The 22515-nt window shown below is 64.1% G+C and carries 20 protein-coding genes; 14 read left to right on the top strand and 6 right to left on the bottom strand.

The annotated features are described in order from the left end of the window. Positions 1-38: 38 nt before the first annotated feature. Positions 39-1298 carry an SGNH/GDSL hydrolase family protein gene (locus U5768_RS18170; RefSeq protein WP_415913929.1) on the bottom strand — a complete coding sequence of 420 codons (1260 nt, stop codon included), beginning with the start codon at positions 1296-1298 and terminating at the stop codon, positions 39-41. 239 nt (positions 1299-1537) lie between these two features. Here U5768_RS18170 and paaA point away from each other — a divergent pair, with 239 nt between their 5' ends. The 8 genes from paaA (at position 1538) to U5768_RS18130 (ending at position 7854) form a co-directional block, all read left to right on the top strand. After that, the gene (gene paaA, locus U5768_RS18165; RefSeq protein ID WP_322031764.1) at positions 1538-2536 is read left to right on the top strand and encodes a 1,2-phenylacetyl-CoA epoxidase subunit PaaA; all 999 of its coding nucleotides are present in this window, start codon (positions 1538-1540) and stop codon (positions 2534-2536) included. Between the two features lie 38 nt (positions 2537-2574). Next, positions 2575-2859 carry a 1,2-phenylacetyl-CoA epoxidase subunit PaaB gene (gene paaB / locus U5768_RS18160; protein ID WP_028203445.1) on the top strand — a complete coding sequence of 95 codons (285 nt, stop codon included), beginning with the start codon at positions 2575-2577 and terminating at the stop codon, positions 2857-2859. A 9-nt stretch (positions 2860-2868) separates the two neighbouring features. Continuing rightward, positions 2869-3675: a 1,2-phenylacetyl-CoA epoxidase subunit PaaC gene (gene paaC, locus U5768_RS18155; protein WP_322031763.1), complete on the top strand. Its 807-nt coding sequence runs from the start codon at positions 2869-2871 to the stop codon at positions 3673-3675. A gap of 28 nt (positions 3676-3703) precedes the next feature. After that, complete coding sequence (paaD, locus tag U5768_RS18150; RefSeq protein WP_322031762.1) at positions 3704-4255, top strand: 1,2-phenylacetyl-CoA epoxidase subunit PaaD; 552 nt, start codon at positions 3704-3706, stop codon at positions 4253-4255. Between the two features lies 1 nt (position 4256). Next, positions 4257-5345 (top strand): 1,2-phenylacetyl-CoA epoxidase subunit PaaE, encoded by a 1089-nt coding sequence (paaE, locus tag U5768_RS18145; protein WP_322031761.1) that lies wholly within the window; start codon positions 4257-4259, stop codon positions 5343-5345. A 158-nt stretch (positions 5346-5503) separates the two neighbouring features. Next, entirely contained in the window at positions 5504-6328 is an 825-nt protein-coding gene (locus U5768_RS18140; protein WP_322031760.1) for a DUF1835 domain-containing protein, read from the top strand. Between the two features lie 5 nt (positions 6329-6333). Continuing rightward, entirely contained in the window at positions 6334-6936 is a 603-nt protein-coding gene (locus tag U5768_RS18135) for a TetR/AcrR family transcriptional regulator (RefSeq protein WP_322031759.1), read from the top strand. 252 nt (positions 6937-7188) lie between these two features. Next, on the top strand, positions 7189-7854 hold the full coding sequence (locus U5768_RS18130; RefSeq protein WP_322031758.1) for a GNAT family N-acetyltransferase: 666 nt from the start codon (positions 7189-7191) through the stop codon (positions 7852-7854). An 85-nt stretch (positions 7855-7939) separates the two neighbouring features. Here U5768_RS18130 and U5768_RS18125 read toward each other — a convergent pair whose 3' ends face one another. Next, positions 7940-8434 (bottom strand): Lrp/AsnC family transcriptional regulator, encoded by a 495-nt coding sequence (locus U5768_RS18125; protein ID WP_322031757.1) that lies wholly within the window; start codon positions 8432-8434, stop codon positions 7940-7942. 139 nt (positions 8435-8573) lie between these two features. Between U5768_RS18125 and hppD the strand changes: the two genes are divergently transcribed. Further along, a complete protein-coding gene (gene hppD, locus U5768_RS18120) occupies positions 8574-9671 on the top strand; it encodes a 4-hydroxyphenylpyruvate dioxygenase (RefSeq protein ID WP_322031756.1) in 1098 nt (365 codons plus the stop codon). 139 nt (positions 9672-9810) lie between these two features. On the opposite strand, the gene U5768_RS18115 is transcribed toward hppD, so the two are convergent. Continuing rightward, on the bottom strand, positions 9811-9999 hold the full coding sequence (locus U5768_RS18115) for a hypothetical protein (protein ID WP_322031755.1): 189 nt from the start codon (positions 9997-9999) through the stop codon (positions 9811-9813). 423 nt (positions 10000-10422) lie between these two features. Here U5768_RS18115 and U5768_RS18110 point away from each other — a divergent pair, with 423 nt between their 5' ends. Next, positions 10423-14037: an indolepyruvate ferredoxin oxidoreductase family protein gene (locus U5768_RS18110; protein WP_322031754.1), complete on the top strand. Its 3615-nt coding sequence runs from the start codon at positions 10423-10425 to the stop codon at positions 14035-14037. A gap of 101 nt (positions 14038-14138) precedes the next feature. Here U5768_RS18110 and U5768_RS18105 read toward each other — a convergent pair whose 3' ends face one another. After that, on the bottom strand, positions 14139-16424 hold the full coding sequence (locus tag U5768_RS18105) for an NADP-dependent malic enzyme (protein ID WP_322031753.1): 2286 nt from the start codon (positions 16422-16424) through the stop codon (positions 14139-14141). A 215-nt stretch (positions 16425-16639) separates the two neighbouring features. Beyond that, complete coding sequence (locus tag U5768_RS18100) at positions 16640-17881, bottom strand: MFS transporter (RefSeq protein ID WP_322031752.1); 1242 nt, start codon at positions 17879-17881, stop codon at positions 16640-16642. A 387-nt stretch (positions 17882-18268) separates the two neighbouring features. Here U5768_RS18100 and U5768_RS18095 point away from each other — a divergent pair, with 387 nt between their 5' ends. Beyond that, complete coding sequence (locus U5768_RS18095; RefSeq protein ID WP_028203433.1) at positions 18269-18955, top strand: orotate phosphoribosyltransferase; 687 nt, start codon at positions 18269-18271, stop codon at positions 18953-18955. Between the two features lie 96 nt (positions 18956-19051). On the opposite strand, the gene U5768_RS18090 is transcribed toward U5768_RS18095, so the two are convergent. Further along, positions 19052-19759: a response regulator transcription factor gene (locus tag U5768_RS18090; protein ID WP_322031751.1), complete on the bottom strand. Its 708-nt coding sequence runs from the start codon at positions 19757-19759 to the stop codon at positions 19052-19054. A 267-nt stretch (positions 19760-20026) separates the two neighbouring features. On the opposite strand from U5768_RS18090, the gene U5768_RS18085 reads away from it, so the two are divergent. The 3 genes from U5768_RS18085 (at position 20027) to argC (ending at position 22435) form a co-directional block, all read left to right on the top strand. Continuing rightward, a complete protein-coding gene (locus tag U5768_RS18085; RefSeq protein WP_322031750.1) occupies positions 20027-20614 on the top strand; it encodes a YbhB/YbcL family Raf kinase inhibitor-like protein in 588 nt (195 codons plus the stop codon). Positions 20615-20760: 146 nt separating this feature from the next. Beyond that, positions 20761-21342: a flavodoxin family protein gene (locus tag U5768_RS18080; RefSeq protein ID WP_322031749.1), complete on the top strand. Its 582-nt coding sequence runs from the start codon at positions 20761-20763 to the stop codon at positions 21340-21342. Positions 21343-21487: 145 nt separating this feature from the next. Continuing rightward, positions 21488-22435 carry an N-acetyl-gamma-glutamyl-phosphate reductase gene (argC, locus tag U5768_RS18075; RefSeq protein WP_322031748.1) on the top strand — a complete coding sequence of 316 codons (948 nt, stop codon included), beginning with the start codon at positions 21488-21490 and terminating at the stop codon, positions 22433-22435. The last annotated feature ends 80 nt before the right edge of the window (positions 22436-22515 follow it).

Genomic DNA, 22515 nt, shown 5'->3' with positions numbered 1-22515 from the left:
TCCGCGCGGCGCGGCGCAAGGGGGCGAGGCAAATATTCTTACTTCCGGCTAAGCGCCTCCAGCGGCACCGCATTCGCCATCGCGGCGTAGCCCGCATCGCCTGGGTGGATATGGTCGCCACTGTCATACCCGTAACGGAGGCGCGCCGGGTCGGCCGGGTCGCGCAACGCCGCATCGAAGTCGACCACGCCGTCGAACGCTCCGCTCGTCCGGATCCATTGGTTCACCGCCGTGCGGATCGCCTCGCGCTCGGGCGGCAGAGAAGCCGGCGTGAGCGTCGCGCCGAAAATACGCACGCCGCGCGCATGCGCCTGAGCGATCACCCGGCGATACCCCGCGATCAGGTCGTTCGTGTCCACGTGCGTATGAGGAAAGTCGCAATCGAGGCCGGATCGCGCCGGCATCGCCTGGAAGTTGATGTCGTTGATGCCGATGAGCAGTACCACCGTTTTCACGCCGGGATGGCCGAGCGCGTCCCGGCCGAAGCGCCGCTCGAGCGCCTCCCCGTAGCAAGGCGAATCGTTCAGCAGCCGGTTGCCGCTAATCCCGAGATCGATCACGGCGAGATCCGTGCGCTGCGACTGCGCGATGCGGCGCACCAATGCGTCGGGCCAGCGACGGTTCTGGTTCATCGTGGAACGCATGCCATCGGTAATCGAATCGCCGATCGCCGCGACCGTCGACGCACCCTGCGCCTCGACCGCCAGCCCCGTGACCCACGCGTACTGCGTAAAACGCTCGGTGAACGCGCCAATCGAAGGATCGGCGACGTGATTGCCCGGACGCGAGACGTAGTTCACCTGATTCGCCACGCGGTGCCACGCCACCATTTTTTGTTCGGGTCCCATATAGGAACTGATGGCATAAGGCGCACGCGCCTTTAGATCGATCTGCACAGGATCGCTATCGAGCGCAGCGCCTGGCGGCACCGACACCGAGGGCCGCCCGCCGAAAGTGACATGCGCCGTACCCGCCTCGCTCGCCGCCGCACCGCCCGCAGACGGCGCAATGGCCATCGCTTCGATCACAAGCGGCGTGCGCCCATAGAGGTTGCTGACATGCACCCGGGCAACCGTGCCGCCCAGCGTCGGATACACGATCTGCCGAACGGTCCGCCCGGCGACATCAGGGGCGCGGTATAGCGCAGGGAGCGCGCCGCGCTCGGGAATCGACTGCAGCGTCGTCGCCCAGCTCGTGACCCAAGGGCCGGAGGGTTGATCCGCGAACACCGGCGACGCGGCGCCCAGGGAAATAAACACAGCGGCGGCAGCCGCGAGAGGAGCAAAAGAAGTCTTCATCCGTGAACGAGTGCGCAGGCAAAGGGGCATTGTGCCCCATGGCCAGGCGTGGAGCCTTCCATCCGCCTGACAGTCGGCGCGCAAACACCCATGAGCGAGCCACCCGCCCGCTAAAACTCAATACCGAGCCGCAAACTTTTTTGAGCCACCTCAAAAAATTCATTTACCGACCGGTCGGTTGGTTTATACTGCTCACCGTACCCAAACCCCCGCTACCCAACTTCGACGAGAGCGTCTCCATGTACACGCAATCCCTCGACATTCCCGGCAATGTGGCGCCGCTCGACGCGGACGCAGCCTCGCCGGAACAGGCACAGTTCGACGCGATCATGGCCGCCGACGGCAAGATCGAGCCGCAGGACTGGATGCCCGAAGCCTATCGCAAGACGCTCGTGCGCCAGATCTCGCAGCATGCGCACTCCGAAGTCGTCGGCATGCTGCCGGAAGGCAACTGGATCTCGCGCGCGCCCAGCCTCAAGCGCAAGGCAATCCTCCTCGCCAAGGTGCAGGACGAAGCGGGCCACGGCCTCTATCTCTATAGCGCAGCGGAAACGCTTGGCGTCTCGCGCGATCAGCTCGTCGACGCACTCCACGCCGGCAAGGCCAAGTATTCGAGCATCTTCAATTACCCGACGCCCACCTGGGCGGACGTTGGCGTGATCGGCTGGCTCGTGGACGGCGCGGCGATCATGAACCAGATTCCGCTGTGCCGCTGCACGTATGGCCCCTACGCGCGCGCCATGATCCGCATCTGCAAGGAAGAATCGTTCCACCAGCGCCAGGGTTTCGACGCCCTGCTCGCCATGATGAGCGGCACCGAAGCGCAGCGTGAACTCGTGCAGCAGGCCGTGAACCGCTGGTGGTGGCCCGTCCTGATGATGTTCGGCCCGAGCGACGCCGATTCGGTCCACAGCAATCAGTCGGCCAAATGGGGGATCAAGCGCATCTCCAACGACGACCTGCGCCAGAAGTTCGTCGACGCCACCGTCGAACAGGCCAAGGTGCTGGGCGTCACGCTGCCCGACGCCGATCTGAAATGGAACGAAGCGCGCGGCCACTATGACTACGGCACGATCGACTGGGAAGAATTCTGGCGCGTCGTGAACGGCGACGGCCCGTGCAACCGCGAGCGTCTCGGCACGCGCGTGAAGGCGCACAACGAAGGCGCGTGGGTGCGTGAAGCCGCCCTCGCGCACGCCGAAAAGCAGCGTCAGCGCGCCGAAAAGCACGCCGCCTGAGCGCAACCGACATTGGAATCAGAGGAAGGAGATCCACGATGAACAAGGAATGGCCGATCTGGGAAGTGTTCGTGCGTAGCAAGCAAGGCCTCGACCACAAACACTGTGGCAGCCTGCACGCCTCCGACGCGTCGATGGCGCTGCGCATGGCGCGCGACGTCTACACGCGCCGCCAGGAAGGCGTGAGCATCTGGGTGGTGCCGTCGTCGGCAATTACGGCTTCGGATCCGAACGAGAAGGCCGAACTGTTCGAGCCGGCCGGCGACAAGATCTATCGCCACCCGACGTTCTACACCCTGCCCGACGAAGTCAACCACATGTAAGAGCGCCCCATGACGACGCCCACGCAAGAACACCTCGCGTACGTGCTGCGCCTCGCCGATACGGCGCTGATCCTCGGTCAGCGCAACACGGAATGGTGCGGCCACGGCCCGATCCTCGAAGAAGACATCGCGCTCGCCAACATGAGCCTCGACCTGATCGGCCAGGCGCGGCTGCTTTACACGCACGCTGCCACGCTCGAAAAGGCGCTCACCGGCCGCGAGCGCACCGAAGACGACTACGCCTACTTCCGCGCCGAGCGCGAGTTCGCGAACTACACGCTCGCCGAGCTGCCGCACTTCGGCCCGCTCGCCGGCACGACGCATTCGGCCAACGACTACGCCGTGACGATCGTGCGCAACTTCCTCTACGCCACGCTAATGGGGCATCTGTGGACCGCGCTGCTGCGCTCCGCCGATCCCCAACTGGCCGCAATCGCCGAGCGCTCGATCAAGGAAACGCGCTACCACGTGCACCATGCGCGCGAGTGGCTGATCCGCTTCGGCGACGGCACCGACGAATCGCACCGCCGTGCGCAGGCAGCTATCGACTGGTTGATGCCCTACACGCGCGAGTTCTTCAGCACCGACGCCGTGGAAACGGCCGTAGCCGAAGCCGGCATCGCACCGCTCGCTGCCCAGCTCGAAGCGGCGTGGCGCGTCGATGTGGAGGCCGCGCTAGAGGAAGCCACGCTCGCCGTGCCCGCGCCGGTAAAGCACGTCACGACCGGCAAGCACGGCGAGCATTCGGAGCACATGGGCTTCGTGCTGGCCGAGATGCAGAGCCTCGCGCGCCAGCACCCGAACGCGCGCTGGTAAGCACCGCGCAGGAAAAGAGGAAGTCACGATGCAAGCAACGGCAGATCACGCGCTAGCGCGCGCCTGGGAAGTGCTGGAATCGGTGCCCGATCCGGAAATTCCGGTCGTGTCGATCCGCGAACTGGGCATTCTGCGCGACGTGCGCCGCGCCGACGACGGTCAGATCGAAGTGGTCATCACGCCCACCTACTCGGGCTGCCCGGCGATGTCGCAGATCGCGGAGGACGTCGCGCACGCGCTCGACGCCGCCGCACTCGCGCCGTACCGCATCGCGACGACCCTCACGCCCGCGTGGACCACCGACTGGATCACCGACGAAGCGCGCGAGAAACTGCGCGCCTATGGCATCGCGCCGCCCGCTGCTGACAGCTGCGGCAACTGCGGCTCCGCGCCTCAACCGGCCGAACAGCCGATCACTTTCATCGCGAAACCGAAACCGAAGCCGTTGCCCGCGCCCGCCTGCCCGCACTGCGGCTCGAAGCACACCGAACGCCTCGCGCAGTTCGGCTCGACCGCGTGCAAGGCGCTCTACCGCTGCATCGATTGCCGCGAACCCTTCGACTACTTCAAACCGTACTGATATGGCCACTCCGCAATTCCATTCGCTGCGCATCCGCGAAGTGCGGCCCGAAACCGCGGACGCGGTCTCCGTCGCTTTCGAAGTCCCGCCCGAACTGCGCGAGGCGTTTCGCTTCACCCAGGGGCAGTTCGTGACGCTCAAGACCCATATCGACGGTGAGGAAACGCGCCGTTCGTACTCGATCTGCGTGGGCGTGACCGACTACGACCGCGACGGCGAACTGCGCATCGGCATCAAGCGCGTGCGCGGCGGGCGCTTCTCGAACTTCGCGTTCGACCAGCTCGCACCGGGCCACGAAATCGAGGTGATGACGCCCGATGGCCGCTTCTTCACGCACCTGAACGCCGAGCACGGCAAGCACTACGTGGCGTTCTCGGGCGGTTCGGGCATCACGCCCGTGCTCGCGATCATCAAGACGACGCTCGAAACCGAGCCGCGCAGCGCCTTCACGCTCGTGTACGGCAACCGCAGCGTCGACGCGATCATGTTCGCCGAAGAGCTGGAAGACCTGAAGAACCGCTTCATGAGCCGCTTGCGCCTCTATCACGTGCTCTCGGACGACTTGCAGGACGTCGAGCTTTTCAATGGCGTGCTCGACCAGGCGAAATGCGCGGCCTTCCTCGAAACGCTGCTGCCCGCGGACGAGATCGACGAAGCGTTCGTCTGCGGCCCGGGTCCGATGATGGACGCCGCCGAGGCTGCGTTCAAGGACGCGGGCGTGCCGCCGCAGAAGGTGCATGTGGAGCGCTTCGGCTCGCCGCTGCCGCAGGCAGGCGTGCCGAACGTCGAGATCACCGAAAACACGCCGGCCGCGGAGCTGGAAATCGTCATCGACGGCAAGAAGCGCAAGATGCGCCTGCCGTACGAGGGCGTGAGCCTGCTCGACGTCGGCCTGAAGGCCGGTCTGGCGCTGCCTTACGCGTGCAAGGGCGGTGTGTGCTGCACCTGCCGCGCCAAGGTGCTCGAAGGCGAAGTGAAGATGGACAAGAATTACACGCTCGAGGAGCAGGAGGTGAAGGACGGCTTCGTGCTCACTTGCCAGTGCCACCCGGTGAGCGAGCGCGTGGTCGTAAGTTTCGACGAACGTTAAGGCGTTAGAGCAACAGCACGCTTTCGGCCTACAGGCTATCCGCTTACACTAGGGGCCGCCCGTCGGTGTTGCAGCGCAGCGCTGCGACACCAACGGGCGGCTCCTTTTTGCTATTGGCGGATTTACTGGGCGTTCGCGGTGAACGCAGCGACTTGTCGATGACCACGATTCATCTAATTTACGGCGAGCCAGCCGCGGCGGCGCTGCGTGAGGCTTTCGACGCGGCGTCCCGTCCGGACCGCGTGATCGCACTGCGCGACGATCTAACAGTAGGCCCGCTGCGCGACATCGACGTGGCCGGCGACCCAGGCGTGGCGCAACGCGCCGCTTTCTGGGAGCGCCTTGACGATATCCCGCCAGCCTTGGCGCAAGGCGACTGCGCGGCGCTGACCGCCCTCGAAGCCGACGGCTCCCACGTGGTGATCTGGCATACGCACGACGCCGCGCATCAGCTCGCGCTGCGGCGTGCCTGCTACCGTTTGCGCGACGTCCCGCAACGCCTGAACGAAGTTCGCCTCGCCGCCGACGAAATTTCGGGCCCGAACGCCGCCGCCCGCATCGAGGCGCGCGTGCCGGACGCCGCGCCTATCTCCGTGCTGCGCATCACGCGTCTCGCGCTGGAGTGGCAGGAAGCCAAGTTCGCCAACGGCGAGACGCGCCGCTGGCGCGACAACACGTTCACGAGCGGCACGTGGAGCGACCTCGACGCCATGATTCTCGACGTGCTCGACGCTCACGAGGACCGTCCGGCGGGCGCATCGTGGCTCGCCAGCGACGTGCTCGGCGCCGAACTCACGCGCGGCGGCGCCGGCTTCACGGTTGCCGAACCGGTCGTGCAGTGGCGCCTGCGCGAGCTATGCGCGGCGGAAGAACTGCGCCTGCGCGACGATATGTGCGCCGCCTGCGCTCCGCTTGCCGCCGCCGCGCGCGCCGCGCGTGCGCCGCTTCCGCAAAACGCCGCGCACCTTTCCCTCCCACGCTGAATCCCATGGCACGCACCCGAGCGCCCGACCACGAAACCCAACGCGACCAGATCCTCGAACTCGCAGCCGCCAAATTCGCGCAAACGAGCTACCCGAGCACCTCGATGTCGGACCTCGCCGCCGCAAGCGGGACCTCGAAAGCGCGGCTCTATCACTATTACGAGAGCAAGGAAGCGATCCTCTTCGATCTGCTCGACCGCTACACCAAGCGGCTCATGCTGATCATCGCGGAAGTGGAAGGCGCGAGCCAGCGGCGCGGGCATGACGAGCGCGAAAGCTTTGCCGAGCTGATTCGCGCATTCCTCACGGAATACGAGACATCGCACAGCCGCCACGTGGCGCTCCTGAACGACGTCAAATACCTCCTGGACACCCAGCGCGAAATCATCCTGAACCGTCAACGCGACGTGGTCGCTGCCTTTACGCGCCAACTCGCCCGCGCGTATCCGGGGCAGGTCACGAGCGAAAACCAGACCGCTCTGACGATGATGGTGTTCGGCATGATCAACTGGACGTTCACATGGCTCAAGCCGGGCGGCCGCATGGGCTACAGAGACTTCGCCGAGCAGGTGATCGCCATGGTCGACCACGGTTTAAAGGGCGCCTGAGCGGCCGCTGCGCCGGTAAAATTTTCGGGCCGGATTGCTGCGGTGCGACATGATGCACCATCGCAACAGTTGCACAGTCAAATGACCCGAAAAAATACCAATTTGAAATCAATAGCTTGCAGATATCTCTCTATTAATTAGGCGCTACACTCAAATTTACACTCCGGGTTTTCCCTAGAGTGCACCCAGGGTTTCCGCTAGAATGCGTTTTGCGCTGCATCATGCGGCATGCATTCCTAAGGAGAACCCACCATGAACCCGCTTTCGACCCAAGCCAACGTGCCGACGCTGTCGTCCGCCCGTCCGCTGACGCCCGGTCATGCGCCCGTCATGGTGCGAGTCCTCACCTCGGCAGATCGCGAACGCCTGCTCGCGCACTTTCTCACGCTCGATATCGACGACCGCCTGCTGCGCTTCGGCCAGGCCGCGCCCGACCACGTGATCGAAAAGTACGTCCGCTCGATGGACTTCGCGCGCGACACCGTGTTCGGCGTGTTCGACCACCAGTTGCAACTCGTGGGCGTCGGCCATCTGGCCTACCTGCCGGCGGACGGCAACGGCCGCACGGCCGAGTTCGGCGTGTCCGTGCTGGAAAGCGCGCGCGGCCAGGGCATTGGCTCGAAACTGTTCGAGCGCGCCGCCATCCGCAGCCGCAACACGCACGTCACCACGCTTTACATGCACTGCCTCTCGCGCAACTCGACGATGATGCACATCGCGAAGAAGTCGGGCATGAAGATCGAGTACGCCTACGGCGAAGCCGACGCGTATCTCTCGCTCGAGCCGGCCGATCAGAGCAGCATCATCGCCGAAATGCTCCAGGAGCAAGCCGCCGTGTTCGACTACGCGCTTAAGCGCCAGGCGCGCCAGGCTCGCAAGCTGATGGAAACGGTCCTGCCGCAAGCTGTCGCGGCATGACTCCTGCCCCTCGGGACAAACTAACGCACTGAAAAGCGGCTTCGGCCGCTTTTTTGCGTTTTCGGCCCCACACACGCGCGGGCGATCAGCGGATCGGCAGGGCTGTCGTTTCCTTGAAGGTGTCGAGCGAAAAGCTGGACTTCACGTCGATCACGGACGGATGGTGCAGCAACTGGTCCTGCACGAAGCGCGAGAAATGCGCCATGTCCTCCACCTGCACGCGCAGCAGGAAATCCATATCGCCCGTCATGGCGTGACAGGCCACCACCTCGGGCCACGTCTGCACCGCCGCGCGAAACAGCTCGGCATGCGTCACGCCCTCGCGCCCGGCCGCAGTCGGCCCGCGCTTTTCCAGCCGCACGTTCACGTAGGCCAGCAGGTCGAGGCCAAGCTTCTGCGCATCGAGCAGCGCCACGTAGCCGCGAATCACGCCGCCTTCTTCGAGTCGGCGGATGCGCCGCAAACACGGGCTCGGCGACAGATTCACGCGCTCCGCGATCTCCTGGTTCGAGAGGCGCCCATTCTCCTGAAGGATCGCGAGAATGCGCCGGTCGATCACATCCAAATCGATGATTGCCATCTTCTGCCTTCCCATGACTTATTCAAGGCATTTTATAGCGCAGATCGACGGAACATCGACTCAACTCGCAAGTTTTCTCCCAATGCCGCGGACTACACTTTGCCCCACGAATCTGATCTACATCAGCGAGGAGACAACCATGCAGATCCCCAACTGGGATAACCCCGTCGGCACCGACGGCTTCGAGTTCATCGAATACACCGCGCCGGACCCCAAGGCGCTCGGCAAGTTGTTCGAACGCATGGGCTTCACCGCCATTGCGCGCCATCGCCATAAGGACGTGACGCTTTACCGCCAGGGCGACATCAACTTCATCGTCAACGGCGAGCCCGACTCGTTCGCCCAGCGCTTCGCGCGGCTGCACGGCCCGTCGATCTGCGCAATCGCCTTCCGCGTGCAGGACGCCGCCAAGGCCTACCGGCATGCGCTCGAACTCGGCGCGTGGGGCTTCGACAACAAGACGGGCCCGATGGAGCTGAACATTCCGGCGATCAAGGGCATTGGCGACTCGCTGATCTATTTCGTCGACCGCTGGCGCGGCAAGAACGGCGCGGCGCCGGGCAGCATCGGCGACATCAGCATCTACGACGTCGACTTCGAGCCGATCGCGGGCGCCGAGCAGAATCCGGTCGGCCACGGCCTCACCTATATCGACCACCTCACGCACAACGTGCACCGCGGCCGGATGGCCGAGTGGGCCGAGTTCTACGAGCGCCTCTTCAACTTCCGCGAAATCCGCTATTTCGACATCGAAGGCAAGGTAACGGGCGTCAAGTCAAAGGCGATGACCTCGCCGTGCGGCAAGATCCGCATTCCGATCAACGAGGAAGGCGGCGAGCAGGCCGGTCAGATTCAGGAGTACCTCGACGCCTATCACGGCGAAGGCATCCAGCACATCGCGCTCGGCACGAACGACATCTACCGTACCGTGGATGGCCTGCGCGCCTCGAACATCACGCTGCTCGACACGATCGACACTTACTACGAACTCGTGAACCGCCGCATTCCCGGCCACACCGAGCCGCTGGACGAACTGAAGAAGCGCAAGATCCTGATCGACGGCATGCCCGAAGACCTGCTGCTGCAGATCTTCACGGAAAACCAGATCGGGCCGATCTTCTTCGAGATCATCCAGCGCAAGGGCAATCAGGGCTTCGGCGAGGGCAACTTCAAGGCGCTGTTCGAGTCGATCGAACTCGACCAGATCCGCCGCGGCGTGGTGCAGGACAAGACCTGACGCCGCAGCCGCCATATTGGCTATCAGCAGACAAAAAGGGCGAAGATCAATCGATCTTCGCCCTTTTCTTTTCAGAATCCGCCGCCGCACACCCCGGCGACGCATTCGGTAACGCAATGTCGCGCGGATCAGCGCGGCATCAGGATTTGCGTTCGGCCTTCGCGGCCGGCATGGCGTTCGTTTCAGCCTTCGTGCTCAGCGTGTACTGGGCGCATCGGGTCGTCACACTCTCGCCGCTTCGCGTGCTGGCGTTGGAATGCAGCGGCGCACTCATGGCGAAGAACGCGGCCGAGACCGTCAGGAAGGTCTGGATATGTCGATTATTCATGCTGGACTCCTTTTTTATAGACTGCCTCTCGCAGTAGTGCCCCTTTCAATCACTGCTTCTAATCACTGATAACAGCCAGGGAAGCTGCGCGGTTCGCACAGGTGAGGGAGTTAGACAGGATATTCAAGATCGGTTCCGAGGTAATGCAAGTTTTACACGTTGTTACTCATCAGACGAATTCGATACATCCTTTCTTACATAGGCGTTTCAGGGCGATTGGGCGATAAACGGGCGCCGCAGGCCCGAAACATGCAACACCCTGCGGCGCGGCGCCCGGGACCTCGAAGCGGCGGGTTTATCCGAGTGCTACTATCGAAAGAAAGAAGCCAATATGGCGACCCCGGCCAACGCATTCACAAGATGCCGAGGCCCTGAAGTTCTGGCGATCCCACAACGGATTGGTTGGATGGAGGAAGACACATAATGAATGCCCCGCTAGACGCAGGTCAGCGCGCTTCGCTCGAAGCCGCACTCGCTTCCGTCACGCTCGACGATAAATACACCCTCGAACGCGGCCGCGCGTACATGAGCGGCATCCAGGCGCTGGTCCGCCTGCCGATGCTGCAACAGGAACGCGACAAGGCCGCCGGTCTTAATACCGCGGGGTTCATCTCAGGCTATCGCGGCTCGCCGCTCGGCGGTCTCGATCAGTCGCTCTGGAAGGCGAAGCAGCATCTCGCCGCGCATCAAATCGTATTTCAGCCAGGTGTGAACGAAGACCTCGCCGCGACCGCCGTTTGGGGCTCGCAGCAGGTGAACCTGTACCCGTCCGCGAAATACGACGGCGTGTTTTCGATGTGGTACGGCAAGGGCCCCGGCGTCGACCGCAGCGGCGACGTATTCAAGCACGGCAATTCGGCGGGCTCTTCGCCCCACGGCGGCGTGCTCGTGCTCGCCGGGGACGACCACGCCGCGAAATCGTCCACGCTCGCGCACCAGTCCGAACACATTTTCAAGGCGTGCGGCCTGCCGGTGCTGTTCCCGTCGAACGTGCAGGAATATCTCGACTTCGGCCTGCACGGCTGGGCCATGAGCCGCTATTCGGGCCTCTGGGTCGCGATGAAATGCGTGACCGACGTGGTCGAATCGTCGGCTTCGGTTGAGATCGATCCGCATCGCACGAACATCATCCTGCCCGAAGACTTCGCGATGCCCGCGGGCGGCCTGAATATCCGCTGGCCCGATCCGCCGCTCGTGCAGGAAGCGCGTCTGCTCGACTACAAGTGGTACGCGGCGCTCGCCTACGTGCGCGCCAACAAGCTCGACCGCATCGAGATCGATTCGCCGCATGCGCGCTTTGGCATCATCACGGGCGGCAAGGCGTATCTCGACGTGCGCCAGGCGCTCACCGACCTCGGCCTCGACGACGAAACCTGCTCGCGCATCGGCATCCGGCTCTACAAGGTGGGCTGCGTGTGGCCGCTCGAAGCGCAAGGCGCGCACGCCTTCGCGCGCGGGCTCGAAGAGATTCTCGTGGTCGAGGAAAAGCGCCAGATTCTCGAATACGCGATCAAGGAAGAGTTGTACAACTGGCCCGATGCGCAGCGTCCGCGCGTGTACGGCAAGTTCGACGAGAAGGACGGCGCCGGCGGCGAATGGTCGGTGCCGATGGGCAACTGGCTCCTGCCCGCGCACTACGAGCTGTCGCCCGCGATCATCGCCCGCGCGATCGCCACGCGGCTCGACAAGTTCGAATTGCCCTCCGACGTGCGCGCGCGCATTGCCGCACGCACGACCGTGATCGAGGCGAAGGAAAAGGCGCTCGCGAAACCGCGCGTGCAGGCCGAGCGCAAGCCGTGGTTCTGCTCCGGCTGCCCGCACAACACGTCGACGAACGTACCCGAAGGCTCGCGCGCGATGGCGGGCATCGGCTGTCACTACATGACCGTGTGGATGGACCGCAGCACGAGCACCTTCAGCCAGATGGGCGGCGAAGGCGTGGCGTGGGTCGGCCAGGCGCCGTTCACGAACGACAAGCACGTGTTCGCCAATCTCGGCGACGGCACCTATTTCCACTCGGGCCTGCTCGCCATCCGCGCGGCCATCGCCTCGAAGGCGAACATCACCTACAAGATTCTCTACAACGACGCCGTGGCGATGACGGGCGGCCAGCCTGTCGACGGCACGCTCACGGTGCCGCAGATCACACATCAGGTCGCGGCCGAAGGCGCAGCGAAAATCGCGATCGTCACCGACGAACCCGAGAAGTACGAAGGCGAAGTCGCCACAAAGCTCGCGCCGGGCGTGACGATCCACCACCGCGATCAGCTCGACGCCATCCAGCGCGAACTGCGCGAGATTCCCGGCACGACGATCCTGATCTACGACCAGACCTGCGCCACGGAAAAGCGCCGCCGCCGCAAGCGCGGCACGTATCCGGACCCGGCGAAGCGCGTGGTCATCAACGAGGCTGTGTGCGAGGGTTGCGGCGATTGCTCGGTGCAATCGAACTGCCTGAGCGTCGAGCCGCTCGATACCGAATACGGCACGAAGCGTCAGATCAACCAGTCCACCTGCAACAAGGACTTCTCGTGTCTGAAGGGCTTCTGTCCGAGCTTCGTGACGGTGGAAGGCGGTCAGTTGCGCAAGCCGAAGGCGAGCAGCGTGGCGAATGAGTCGATGCCCGGCGTGCCGACGCCTGACGTTCCGGCAATCGACCGTCCCTACGGCGTGCTCGTGACGGGCGTGGGCGGCACCGGCGTGGTGACGATCGGCGCGCTGCTCGGCATGGCCGCGCACCTAGAAGCCAAGGGTGTGACCGTGCTTGACGTGACCGGCCTCGCGCAAAAGGGCGGTGCGGTGATGAGCCACGTGCAGATCGCCAATCGTCCCGACGACATTCACGCCACGCGCATCGCCATGGGCGAGGCGAATCTCGTGATCGGCTGCGACGCCATCGTGACGGCCGGCGACGACTGCGTCTCGCGCATGCAGGAAGGCATGACGCACGTGGTGCTCAACAGCGCGCCCACGCCGACCGCCGAGTTCATCAAGAACCCGCAGTGGCAATTCCCGGGCTCCAACACCGAAGCCGACGTGCGCGCCGCGGCAGGCACCGACAACGTCGCGACCGTCGATGCGAACCGCTACGCGCTCGCGCTGCTCGGCGACGCGATTTACACGAACCCGTTCGTGCTCGGCTACGCGTGGCAAAAGGGCTGGCTGCCGCTCACGCACGAATCGCTCGTGCGCGCGATCGAGTTGAACGCCGTGCAGGTCGAGAAGAACCTCGCGGCGTTCGAATGGGGGCGCCGCGTGGCGCACGATCGCGCGGCCGTGGATCAACTCGTGAAAAAACCTGCACCCGGGCAGAACGCCGCGGGCCTGGAAACCGCCACCGGCGCGAAGATCGTCTCGCTGCACACGCCCAAGGCGCTCGACACGCTCGTCGAAAAGCGCGCGCAGTATCTCGCCGCGTATCAGAACGAGGCATACGCGCGGCGCTACCGTGCGTTCGTCGAAAACGTGCGCGAGGCCGAAGCGAAGCTCGAGCGTCCAGACGGTCAGCAACCGCTCACCGAAGCCGTGGCGAAGAATCTGCACAAGTTGATGGCGTACAAGGACGAGTACGAAGTCGCGCGCCTCTACGCCGATCCGGCGTTCATCGAGAAGATCAAGGCGAGTTTCGAAGGCGACTGGAAGGTGAACTTCCATCTCGCGCCGCCGTCGTTCGCGAAGCACGACGACAAGGGCCATCTGCAGAAGAAGCAGTACGGCCCGCGCATGCTCACCGCCATGCGCGTGCTCGCGAAGTTCCGGTTCCTGCGCGGCACGGCGCTCGATCCGTTCGGCCGCACGGAGGAACGTCGCCACGAACGTGCATTGATCGGCGAGTACGAAGCGCTGATGCGCGAAGTGATCGGCGGATTGAGCGAGGCGAATCTGCCGCTCGCGGTGGAACTCGCGAACCTGCCCGACGCCATTCGCGGTTACGGCCACATCAAGGAAAACAACCTCAAGGCCACGCGCGCGAAGTGGAGCACGCTGCTCGCGAAGTGGCGCTCGCCGGAAAACAGCGTGGCACGCCACGCGGCTTGATGCTTGATTGAAGCAGTAAAAAACAAAGGGCGCTCCGTGGGGTCGATTCACCCCGCGGAGCGCCCTTTTCACATCACATCAGGCGATTGCCGAAAGCGCGCTTACTTCGCGGCCGCCTTCTCCACTTTCGCGTTAGCCGAAGCCACCGCCGTCATGTTGATGATGCGTCGCACAGTCGCCGCCGGCGTGAGGATGTGCACCGGCTTCGACGCGCCGAGCAGGAACGGGCCGACCGTCACGCCTTCGCCGCCGATCACCTTCAGCAGGTTGTACGCGATGTTCGCCGCTTCCACGTTCGGCATGATCAGCAGGTTCGCTTCGCCCGTAAGCGTGGTGCCCGGGAACGACTGCTTGCGGATCAGCTCGGAGAGCGCCGCATCGCCGTGCATTTCGCCGTCCACTTCGAGTTGCGGATCGCGCGCGGCGATCAGCTCGCGCGCGGCCTGCATGCGCTGCGACGTCGACGAACGCACGCTGCCGAAGTTCGACGACGAAAGCAGCGCGACCTTCGGCGCGATGCCGAACTTCTCGATTTCGCGCGCGGCGAGGATCGTCATGTCGGCGAGTTGCTCGGCGCTCGGCACTTCGTTCACGTAGGTATCGCTGATGAAGATGTTGCGGCCCGGCAGCATCAGCAGATTCATCGCCGCGTAGTTCTGCGCCTCCCTCGCCTTGCCGAACACCTGATCGACGAACTTGAGGTGATAGTCGAAGCTGTTGAGCAGACCGCAGATCATGCCGTCGGCGTCGCCCAGATGAACGAGGATCGCGCCGATCAGCGTGTTGAACTTGCGCACCGAAGCCTTCGCCACATCGGGCGTGATGCCCTGGCGCGCGCCGAGTTCGTGGTACGCCTGCCAGCTCTTCTGGAAGCGCGGATCGTCTTCAGGATCGACGATCTCGAAATCGGTGCCCGGACGCAGCTTCGAGCCCATCTTCTTCAGGCGCATTTCCACGACCGACGGACGGCCCACGATGATCGGCCTGGCGATCTTCTCGGCCAGCACGAATTGCGCGGCGCGCAGCACGCGCTCGTCCTCGCCCTCGGCGAACACGATGCGCGCGCAGTTGGCCTTCGCCGCCGCGAACACGGGCCGCATCACCATGCCCGAGCGATACACCGTCGCGCCAAGCTGCTCGCGATAGGCTTCCATGTCCTGGATCGGACGCGTGGCCACGCCCGAATCCATCGCTGCCTGCGCCACGGCCGGCGCGATCTTGATGATGAGGCGCGGGTCGAACGGCTTCGGAATGAGGTATTCCGGGCCGAATTCGAGCGTGTGGCCTTCATAGGCCTTCGCCACTTCGTCGCCCTGATCGGTTTCCTCGGCGAGTTCCGCGATTGCGCGCACGCACGCGAGCTTCATCTCTTCCGTGATGGTCGTCGCGCCCACGTCCAGCGCGCCGCGGAAGATGAACGGGAAGCACAGCACGTTGTTGACCTGGTTCGGATAGTCCGAACGGCCCGTGGCGATGATTGCGTCCGGGCGCACCTTCTTCGCTTCTTCCGGGCGGATTTCCGGCTCCGGGTTCGCGAGCGCGAGGATCAGCGGCTTGTCGCCCATTTCCTTGACCATCTCGGGCTTGAGCACGCCGGCGCTCGAGCAGCCGAGGAACACGTCGGCGCCCTTGATCGCGTCGCCGAGCGTGCGCGCTTCCGTGTTCGCCGCGTAGCGCTGCTTCGACGGATCGAGATTGCCCCGGCCTTCGTAGATCACGCCCTTCGAGTCGGTGACGAGAATGTTCTCTTTCTTCAGACCGAGCTTCACGAGCAGGTCCAGACACGCAATCGCCGCCGCGCCCGCGCCCGAGCACACGAGCTTCACGCTGCCGAGATCCTTGCCCACGACCTTCAGGCCGTTGAGGATCGCAGCCGAAGCGATGATGGCCGTGCCGTGCTGGTCGTCGTGGAAAACGGGAATCTTCATGCGCTCGCGCAGCTTCTGCTCGATGTAGAAGCACTCGGGCGCCTTGATGTCTTCGAGGTTGATGCCGCCAAGGGTGGGCTCGAGCATGGCGATGGCGTCGACGAGCTTGTCCGGGTCCAGTTCGTCGAGTTCGATATCGAACACGTCGATGCCGGCGAACTTCTTGAAGAGGCAGCCCTTGCCTTCCATCACCGGCTTGGCCGCGAGCGGGCCGATGTTGCCGAGGCCGAGCACGGCCGTGCCGTTCGTCACGACGCCGACGAGGTTGGCGCGCGACGTGTACTTCTGTGCATCGAGCGGGTCGGCGTGAATCGCCTCGCAAGCGGCGGCAACGCCGGGCGAGTAGGCAAGCGAAAGATCGACCTGGTTGGAGAGCGGTTTGGTCGGCGTGACGGAGATCTTGCCGGGCTTCGGATTCTGGTGATACGCGAGCGCGCTTTGCTTCAGTTGTTCATCCATTTTCAGGCCTGCCTGGACATGAGAGACGTAAGAGAGAGAAGCTTTTATGGTCGTAGGCCCGCCGGTTCGCGCGGCACGAGCGTTCCAGCAGGGCCGATTAGTGTACACCTGGCGCTCTTCGCCTCCACGTGGGTCAATGACTGATACCGGGAATTCGCGCAGGCGATCAAGCGCCGCTATTTGACGCGCATATTCGTCTTAGGGATGCGCCGCGTTCATTCGAGCGCCGCGCCGCGCCGTTCGGGAATCAGGAAAAGGGTCGCGAGAATATCGAGCACATAGATGGCGGCGAGCATGCCGAGCGCCGCTGTGAAGGAATAGCGCGCGGCCAGTGCGCCCACGGCGAGCGGCCCGAAGCCGCCCACCGCGCGGCCGATGTTGAACAGCACGTTCTGCGCGGTCGCGCGCGCCGCGGTCGGGTACAGCTCGGAGATAAGCGCGCCATAGCCGCCGATCATGCCGTTGACGAACACGCCCATCGCCGCGCCGCCAATCAGGAGTGCGAACGGGGTGGAAAGCTGCGCGTAGACAAACACCATCACCACGGCCCCTGCCTGGTAGAACAGGAACGCGGGGCGCCGCCCGAAGCGGTCGGCGGCGATGCCGAAAAGCCAGATGCCGAGCGCCATGCCGGCGACCGTCGCGGCGGTCCAGAGCCCCGACTTCGTGAGCGAATAGCCGAAGGCCTTCGAAAGATACGCGGGCAGCCAGATCATCAGCCCGTAGTAGCCGAAGTTTTGCACCGAGCACAGCACAGCCACGCCGAGGCTCGCTCGCGCAGTGCGCGCGTCGGCCACGAGCATGCGCAGCGCGCGCGGCCGCTCGGCCTTGGCCGCAACGGCCACACGCTGTGCATGCGCGACGAAAAGCCCGGGCTCTTCCACGCGCCGCCGCACCACGAACGAAACGACCGCCGGCAGCAGCCCGATGGCGAACATGCCCCGCCAGCCGATCAGCGGCAGCAGCAGCGGCGTGAGCAGCGCCGCGGCCAGCACGCCCAGTTGCCAGCCGAGCCCGACGTACGAGGACGCCCGCGCGCGCAGATGCGCGGGCCAGGCCTCGGCCACGAGCGCCATGCCAATGCCGAATTCGCCGCCCAGCCCGATGCCGGCGATCGTGCGATACACGAGCAGGTCGCCGTAGCCGCGCGCGAGCGCGCACATGCCGGTGAAGACGGCGAACAGCAGGATGGTCCACGTAAGTACGCGCACGCGTCCATACCGGTCGCTCAGCAGCCCGAACACGATGCCGCCCACCACTGCGCCGACGAGCGTCCACGTAACGAGCGCGCCCGCCTGCGCGGCGGAGAGACGCAAATCGGCGCTGATCGCGGGCAGCATGAAGCCGAGCATCAGCAGATCGAAGCCGTCCATGGCGTAGCCGAGCACCGAAGCGGCTAGCGCACGCAGGGCGTGGCCGCGCGTGGCGGCGGCTGGGTTGGTAGAGACGGCGGTCATGTGGACAATCCTGGGAAACGTGCGCTCACGGGCGCGCAAACCGGCGTGAGTGTAAAGGGGTGGCCTGCACCTCACAACCACGCTGCCAGCCGCGCGCAGCGTGGCGCCCCTGCCGTTCGCGCCCCACATCGACACCCACGATTGCCATCCGATGGTTGCCATCGCGACTCGTCGGCAATCGTCAAGTCAGGTAAAATACCGGCCTACGCGCGCAAGAGAAGCCGTCCGGACTGTGCGAGTCGCCTTGACCCCAAGCTGCGCCAAAGGTCGAACGATCCACGCCTTCGGGCCGCGCACCGCAGGCCGAAGCCACGCTTCGGGCCGCCGTGCCAGCGCCACCGGGCCCCGCGCCCGCCCCCTCCCGCACTCATATCCAAGGATTCGCCCATGACAGGCTACGATCGCCAGACGATCTCGGACGCAACCGCGAAAATGCTGCTCGAAGTGAAGGCCGTGCACTTCAATGCCGAAAAGCCCTTTATCTTCACTTCCGGCTGGGCGAGCCCGGTCTACATCGACTGCCGCAAGCTGATCTCGTATCCGCGCGTGCGCCGCGGCCTGATGGAAATGGCCGAAGCCACGATTCTGCGCGACGTCGGCTACGAGCAGATCGACGCCGTCGCCGGCGGCGAAACCGCAGGCATCCCGTTCGCGGCATGGCTGTCGGACCGCCTGATGGTGCCGATGCAGTACGTGCGCAAGAAGCCCAAGGGTTTCGGCCGCAACGCGCAGATCGAAGGTCTGCTCACCGAAGGCCAGCGCGTGCTGCTCGTCGAAGACCTGACCACCGACAGCCGCAGCAAGATCAACTTCATCAACGCGCTGCGCACGGCCGGCGCGCAGGTGAACCACTGCTTCGTGCTGTTCCACTACAACATCTTCAAGGAAAGCGTCTCGGTCCTGAAGGACATCGACGTCGATCTGCACGCACTCGCTACATGGTGGGACGTGCTGCGCGTCGCCAAGGAATCGGGCTACTTCGAAACGAAGACGCTCGACGAAGTCGAGAAATTCCTGCACGCACCGGCCGAATGGTCGGCGGCGCACGGCGGCGCAACGTCGGCACCGCAGTAAGCGCCCGAAGCCCGCGAGCACATAGCACGTAGCAAAAAGGCCATCTGCCCTCATGGGGCAGATGGCCTTTTTTATGGCCGGCGCAGCGCAACCCGATCAATGCGCCGTGCGTGCCTCGCTACCTTCGTCAGGCACATCGGGCGCGTGCGAAGAAAGATTGAGCAAGCCATTGCTCTGCGCGTACTGAAACAGTTCGGAGTCTCTATCGAGTCCGAGCTTACGCATCGCCGTGTTTTTTTGCGTACTAATCGTCTTAATGCTTCGACTCAGCTTTTCGGATATTTCCTTAATCGTCATTCCGGAAACAAAGAGCCGCACAACTTCCAGCTCTCGCTTGGAAAGAATTACCTCCTCGGTTTTCCCGCCGCTGTTGATGCGCAACTGATCGAGCGCGACCTTCACCTGCGGGCTCATATACTCGAGATTGCGGCTGACATGCTGCACCGCGAGGCCGATGTGGCTCAGGTCGTCGGACTTGTGCACTACCGCGATCACGCCAAGCTCGCCCAGGCGTTTGAGCAGCGCGGCATTTTCGAGCATCGTCAGGACAACAATGGGAACATTCGGGAAGTTGCGGCGCAGATAGCCGATTAGCGGCAAGCCGTCGCCGTACTGGCCGCCGGGCATGGCGAGGTCCGTCACGAGTACGTCGCACGGAACCGTTTGCAGCGCCTTGACGAGTTCGGTGGATTGGCGCGCCCGGCCAACGACCTGGATCCCTGGAAAATTGAGCAGTGCATGTTCCGCACCAAACAAGATCACCGGATGATCGTCGGCGACTACGACCCTGATTGGTTGCTGCATTACCCCTCCGTGTAGGCAAACCTGCTTATTGCTCAGGCGCGCGGCCATATTTTGGCTTTTTGTTTCCGGCGCCCGACGGCTTTCACGTGCCCAAGCAAGAGAATATATGACTATAGCGGAATCCTCGCGCTCAATCTGTACGCGCGCAGGCGAAAACTCGCTTCGTTTATACCGCTATATTTGATCAAATTCGGACTAGGGAACAATTAAAAACTTTCCGACAGGAATGCATGGTCCGAATTTAACAAACTAAAGGAGAACTCGCTGATGCGCACTCCCCATGACTTTGAGCCATCTTGCCCGCGCCGCGCAAGCCTGCTCGCGTGGCTCGGCATGAGCGTCGTGATGGCGGCCAACGTAGCCTGTGCGGGCGAAAACTTCATAGTGACGAGCGCCAACTTCAGCGACGGCGGAAAATTCGGACCTCGTCAGATCTTCAACGATGCAGGCTGCAAGGGGCCGAATCAATCGCCAAGCTTGACCTGGCGCAATGCTCCTGCCGCTACGCGCAGTTTTGCCATCACGATCTTCGATCGCGACGCGCCCGGGCGCGGCTGGTGGCACTGGGCCGTCGCGAATATTCCCGCGAACGTACAGAGCCTGCCCGAGAATGCCAGCGCTTCGGGCGCACTGCGCAAGCTCGGCGCAATCGAGTCGCGCAACGACTTCAACGTCGAAGGCTATGGCGGACCGTGCCCGCCACCGGGCAGTCCGCATCACTACGTCATCACTGTTTACGCGCTGAATGTCGACACGCTCCCGCTCAGCCAGGGGCGCCCCGCCGCGCTGTTCGATCGCGAAATCAGCGGCTCGACGCTCGGAAGCGCGCAACTCACCGTGACATATGGCCGCTGACCGGGCGCGCTAGCGCGGCGCCCCGATCGCTGGCCGTACGACGGATGCTGCACGACGGAACTGTTTAAGATGACGCGTTACGTTCCCGTGCCAACGGCGCGGGCTGCGGCGCGGCGCATCGTTCCCTTCCCTGCAAGGAGTCGTCCATGTCCAGGATCGTCATTGCGTATCACAGCGGCTACGGCCACACGAAGAAACTCGCGGAGAACGTACTGCTGGGCCTGCAGGGTGCGGGCGCCGACGCAAAGATGATCGCCGTCAATGAGATCGACGATGCGGGCTGGGACGCGCTCGACGCCGCCGACGCTGTCGTGTTCGGCGCGCCCACGTACATGGGCGGGCCGTCCGCCGACTTCAAGAAGTTCGCGGACGCCAGTTCGAAGGCGTGGTTCACGCAAAAGTGGAAAGACAAGATCGCGGCGGGTTTCACCAACTCGGCGACCATGAACGGCGACAAATTTTCGACCATCCAGTATTTCGTCACGCTGGCGATGCAGCATGGCATGGTCTGGACCGGCACCGGCATGCTTCCCGCGAACACGAAGGCGGCCACGCGCAACGACGTCAACTTCGTGGGCGGCTTTACCGGGCTGCTCGCGCAGTCGCCGGCCGACGCCACGCCTGAAGAAGCGCCGCCCGCAGGCGACCTGGAAACGGCGCGCGCCTTCGGCGTACGCGTTGCCGCCGTCACGGACCGCTGGCTGGCCGGCCGCGCGGCGAACGCCTGAGCCTCTGCCGGCGGATGTGTCCCGAGGGTAAGCCCGGATTTTTTCCGGACGCGTTCACACGTACGTCCGCATGAAGTCTTAAAATACCGTTCCAGCGCCGCCCTGGATGATGGCGCCCCGCAATCCCGCGTTCAGAGAGACTGAGATGAGCACGAAAGTTTTTGTCGACGGACAGGAAGGCACGACCGGCCTGAAGATTTTTGAATACCTGTCGCCGCGCACCGACGTCGAGATCCTGCGTATCGACGACGCGAAGCGCAAGGACGTCGAGGAACGCCGCCGTCTCATCAATGCTTCGGACGTCACGTTTCTCTGCCTGCCCGATGCCGCCTCCCGCGAGTCGGCGTCGCTCGTCAAAAACGACCGCACCGTGCTCATCGATGCGAGCACGGCGTTCCGCACGCAGGCCGACTGGGCGTACGGCCTGCCCGAGCTGACCAAAGCCCAGCGCGAGAAGGTGCGCAAATCGAAGCGCATCGCCGTGCCGGGATGCCACGCTTCGGCGTTCATTCTCGCCATGCGTCCGCTCGTCGAAGGCGGCCTCGTCGCGCCGGACTTCGCCGCGCACAGCTACTCGCTCACGGGCTACAGCGGCGGCGGCAAGAAAATGATTGCGGAGTACGAAGCAGGCGGCAATGCGAAGCTCGCGAGCCCGCGCCCCTACGCGCTCGGCCTTACGCACAAGCATTTGCCGGAAATGGCGGTGCATGGCGGCCTGAAGTCGGCGCCGGTGTTCACGCCCATCGTCGGACCGTTCTATAAGGGCCTCGCGGTCACGACGTATTTTTCGCCGAAGCAGCTCGCGCGCGGCGCAAAGCCGCAGGACGTGCAGGCGCTGTTCGCCGAGTACTACGCGGGCGAGCCGTTCGTGCGCGTGGCGCCCTTCAACGCGGATGAGAACCTCGACGGCGGCATGTTCGACGTTCAGGCGAACAACGACACGAACCGCGTGGACCTGTTCGTGTTCGGCAACGACGAGCAGTTCGTCACTGTTGCGCGCCTCGACAACCTGGGCAAGGGCGCTTCGGGCGCGGCTATCCAGTGCATGAATCTCGCGATTGGCGCGGCGGAAAACACGGGCTTGCATGCCTGAAGCGGCGGCATTTGCGCTTCCCGAATAAAAAACCGGCTCGCTGAGCCGGTTTTTTTACGCCCCTGCGTCCTGGCTTTGCG

The organism is Paraburkholderia sp. J76 (assembly GCF_905220295.1).
GTDB lineage: Bacteria > Pseudomonadota > Gammaproteobacteria > Burkholderiales > Burkholderiaceae > Paraburkholderia.
Note: the sequence above shows the minus strand (reverse complement) of the source record. Positions and strands in the feature narration are given on the sequence as shown.

Coding starts and splice junctions, on each gene's coding strand:
- U5768_RS18170 (WP_415913929.1), bottom strand. CDS start 1,298: ATGAAGACTTCTTTTGCTCCTCTCGCGGCTGCCGCCGCTGTGTTTATT.
- paaA (WP_322031764.1), top strand. CDS start 1,538: ATGTACACGCAATCCCTCGACATTCCCGGCAATGTGGCGCCGCTCGAC.
- paaB (WP_028203445.1), top strand. CDS start 2,575: ATGAACAAGGAATGGCCGATCTGGGAAGTGTTCGTGCGTAGCAAGCAA.
- paaC (WP_322031763.1), top strand. CDS start 2,869: ATGACGACGCCCACGCAAGAACACCTCGCGTACGTGCTGCGCCTCGCC.
- paaD (WP_322031762.1), top strand. CDS start 3,704: ATGCAAGCAACGGCAGATCACGCGCTAGCGCGCGCCTGGGAAGTGCTG.
- paaE (WP_322031761.1), top strand. CDS start 4,257: ATGGCCACTCCGCAATTCCATTCGCTGCGCATCCGCGAAGTGCGGCCC.
- U5768_RS18140 (WP_322031760.1), top strand. CDS start 5,504: ATGACCACGATTCATCTAATTTACGGCGAGCCAGCCGCGGCGGCGCTG.
- U5768_RS18135 (WP_322031759.1), top strand. CDS start 6,334: ATGGCACGCACCCGAGCGCCCGACCACGAAACCCAACGCGACCAGATC.
- U5768_RS18130 (WP_322031758.1), top strand. CDS start 7,189: ATGAACCCGCTTTCGACCCAAGCCAACGTGCCGACGCTGTCGTCCGCC.
- U5768_RS18125 (WP_322031757.1), bottom strand. CDS start 8,434: ATGGCAATCATCGATTTGGATGTGATCGACCGGCGCATTCTCGCGATC.
- hppD (WP_322031756.1), top strand. CDS start 8,574: ATGCAGATCCCCAACTGGGATAACCCCGTCGGCACCGACGGCTTCGAG.
- U5768_RS18115 (WP_322031755.1), bottom strand. CDS start 9,999: ATGAATAATCGACATATCCAGACCTTCCTGACGGTCTCGGCCGCGTTC.
- U5768_RS18110 (WP_322031754.1), top strand. CDS start 10,423: ATGAATGCCCCGCTAGACGCAGGTCAGCGCGCTTCGCTCGAAGCCGCA.
- U5768_RS18105 (WP_322031753.1), bottom strand. CDS start 16,424: ATGGATGAACAACTGAAGCAAAGCGCGCTCGCGTATCACCAGAATCCG.
- U5768_RS18100 (WP_322031752.1), bottom strand. CDS start 17,881: ATGACCGCCGTCTCTACCAACCCAGCCGCCGCCACGCGCGGCCACGCC.
- U5768_RS18095 (WP_028203433.1), top strand. CDS start 18,269: ATGACAGGCTACGATCGCCAGACGATCTCGGACGCAACCGCGAAAATG.
- U5768_RS18090 (WP_322031751.1), bottom strand. CDS start 19,759: ATGCAGCAACCAATCAGGGTCGTAGTCGCCGACGATCATCCGGTGATC.
- U5768_RS18085 (WP_322031750.1), top strand. CDS start 20,027: ATGCGCACTCCCCATGACTTTGAGCCATCTTGCCCGCGCCGCGCAAGC.
- U5768_RS18080 (WP_322031749.1), top strand. CDS start 20,761: ATGTCCAGGATCGTCATTGCGTATCACAGCGGCTACGGCCACACGAAG.
- argC (WP_322031748.1), top strand. CDS start 21,488: ATGAGCACGAAAGTTTTTGTCGACGGACAGGAAGGCACGACCGGCCTG.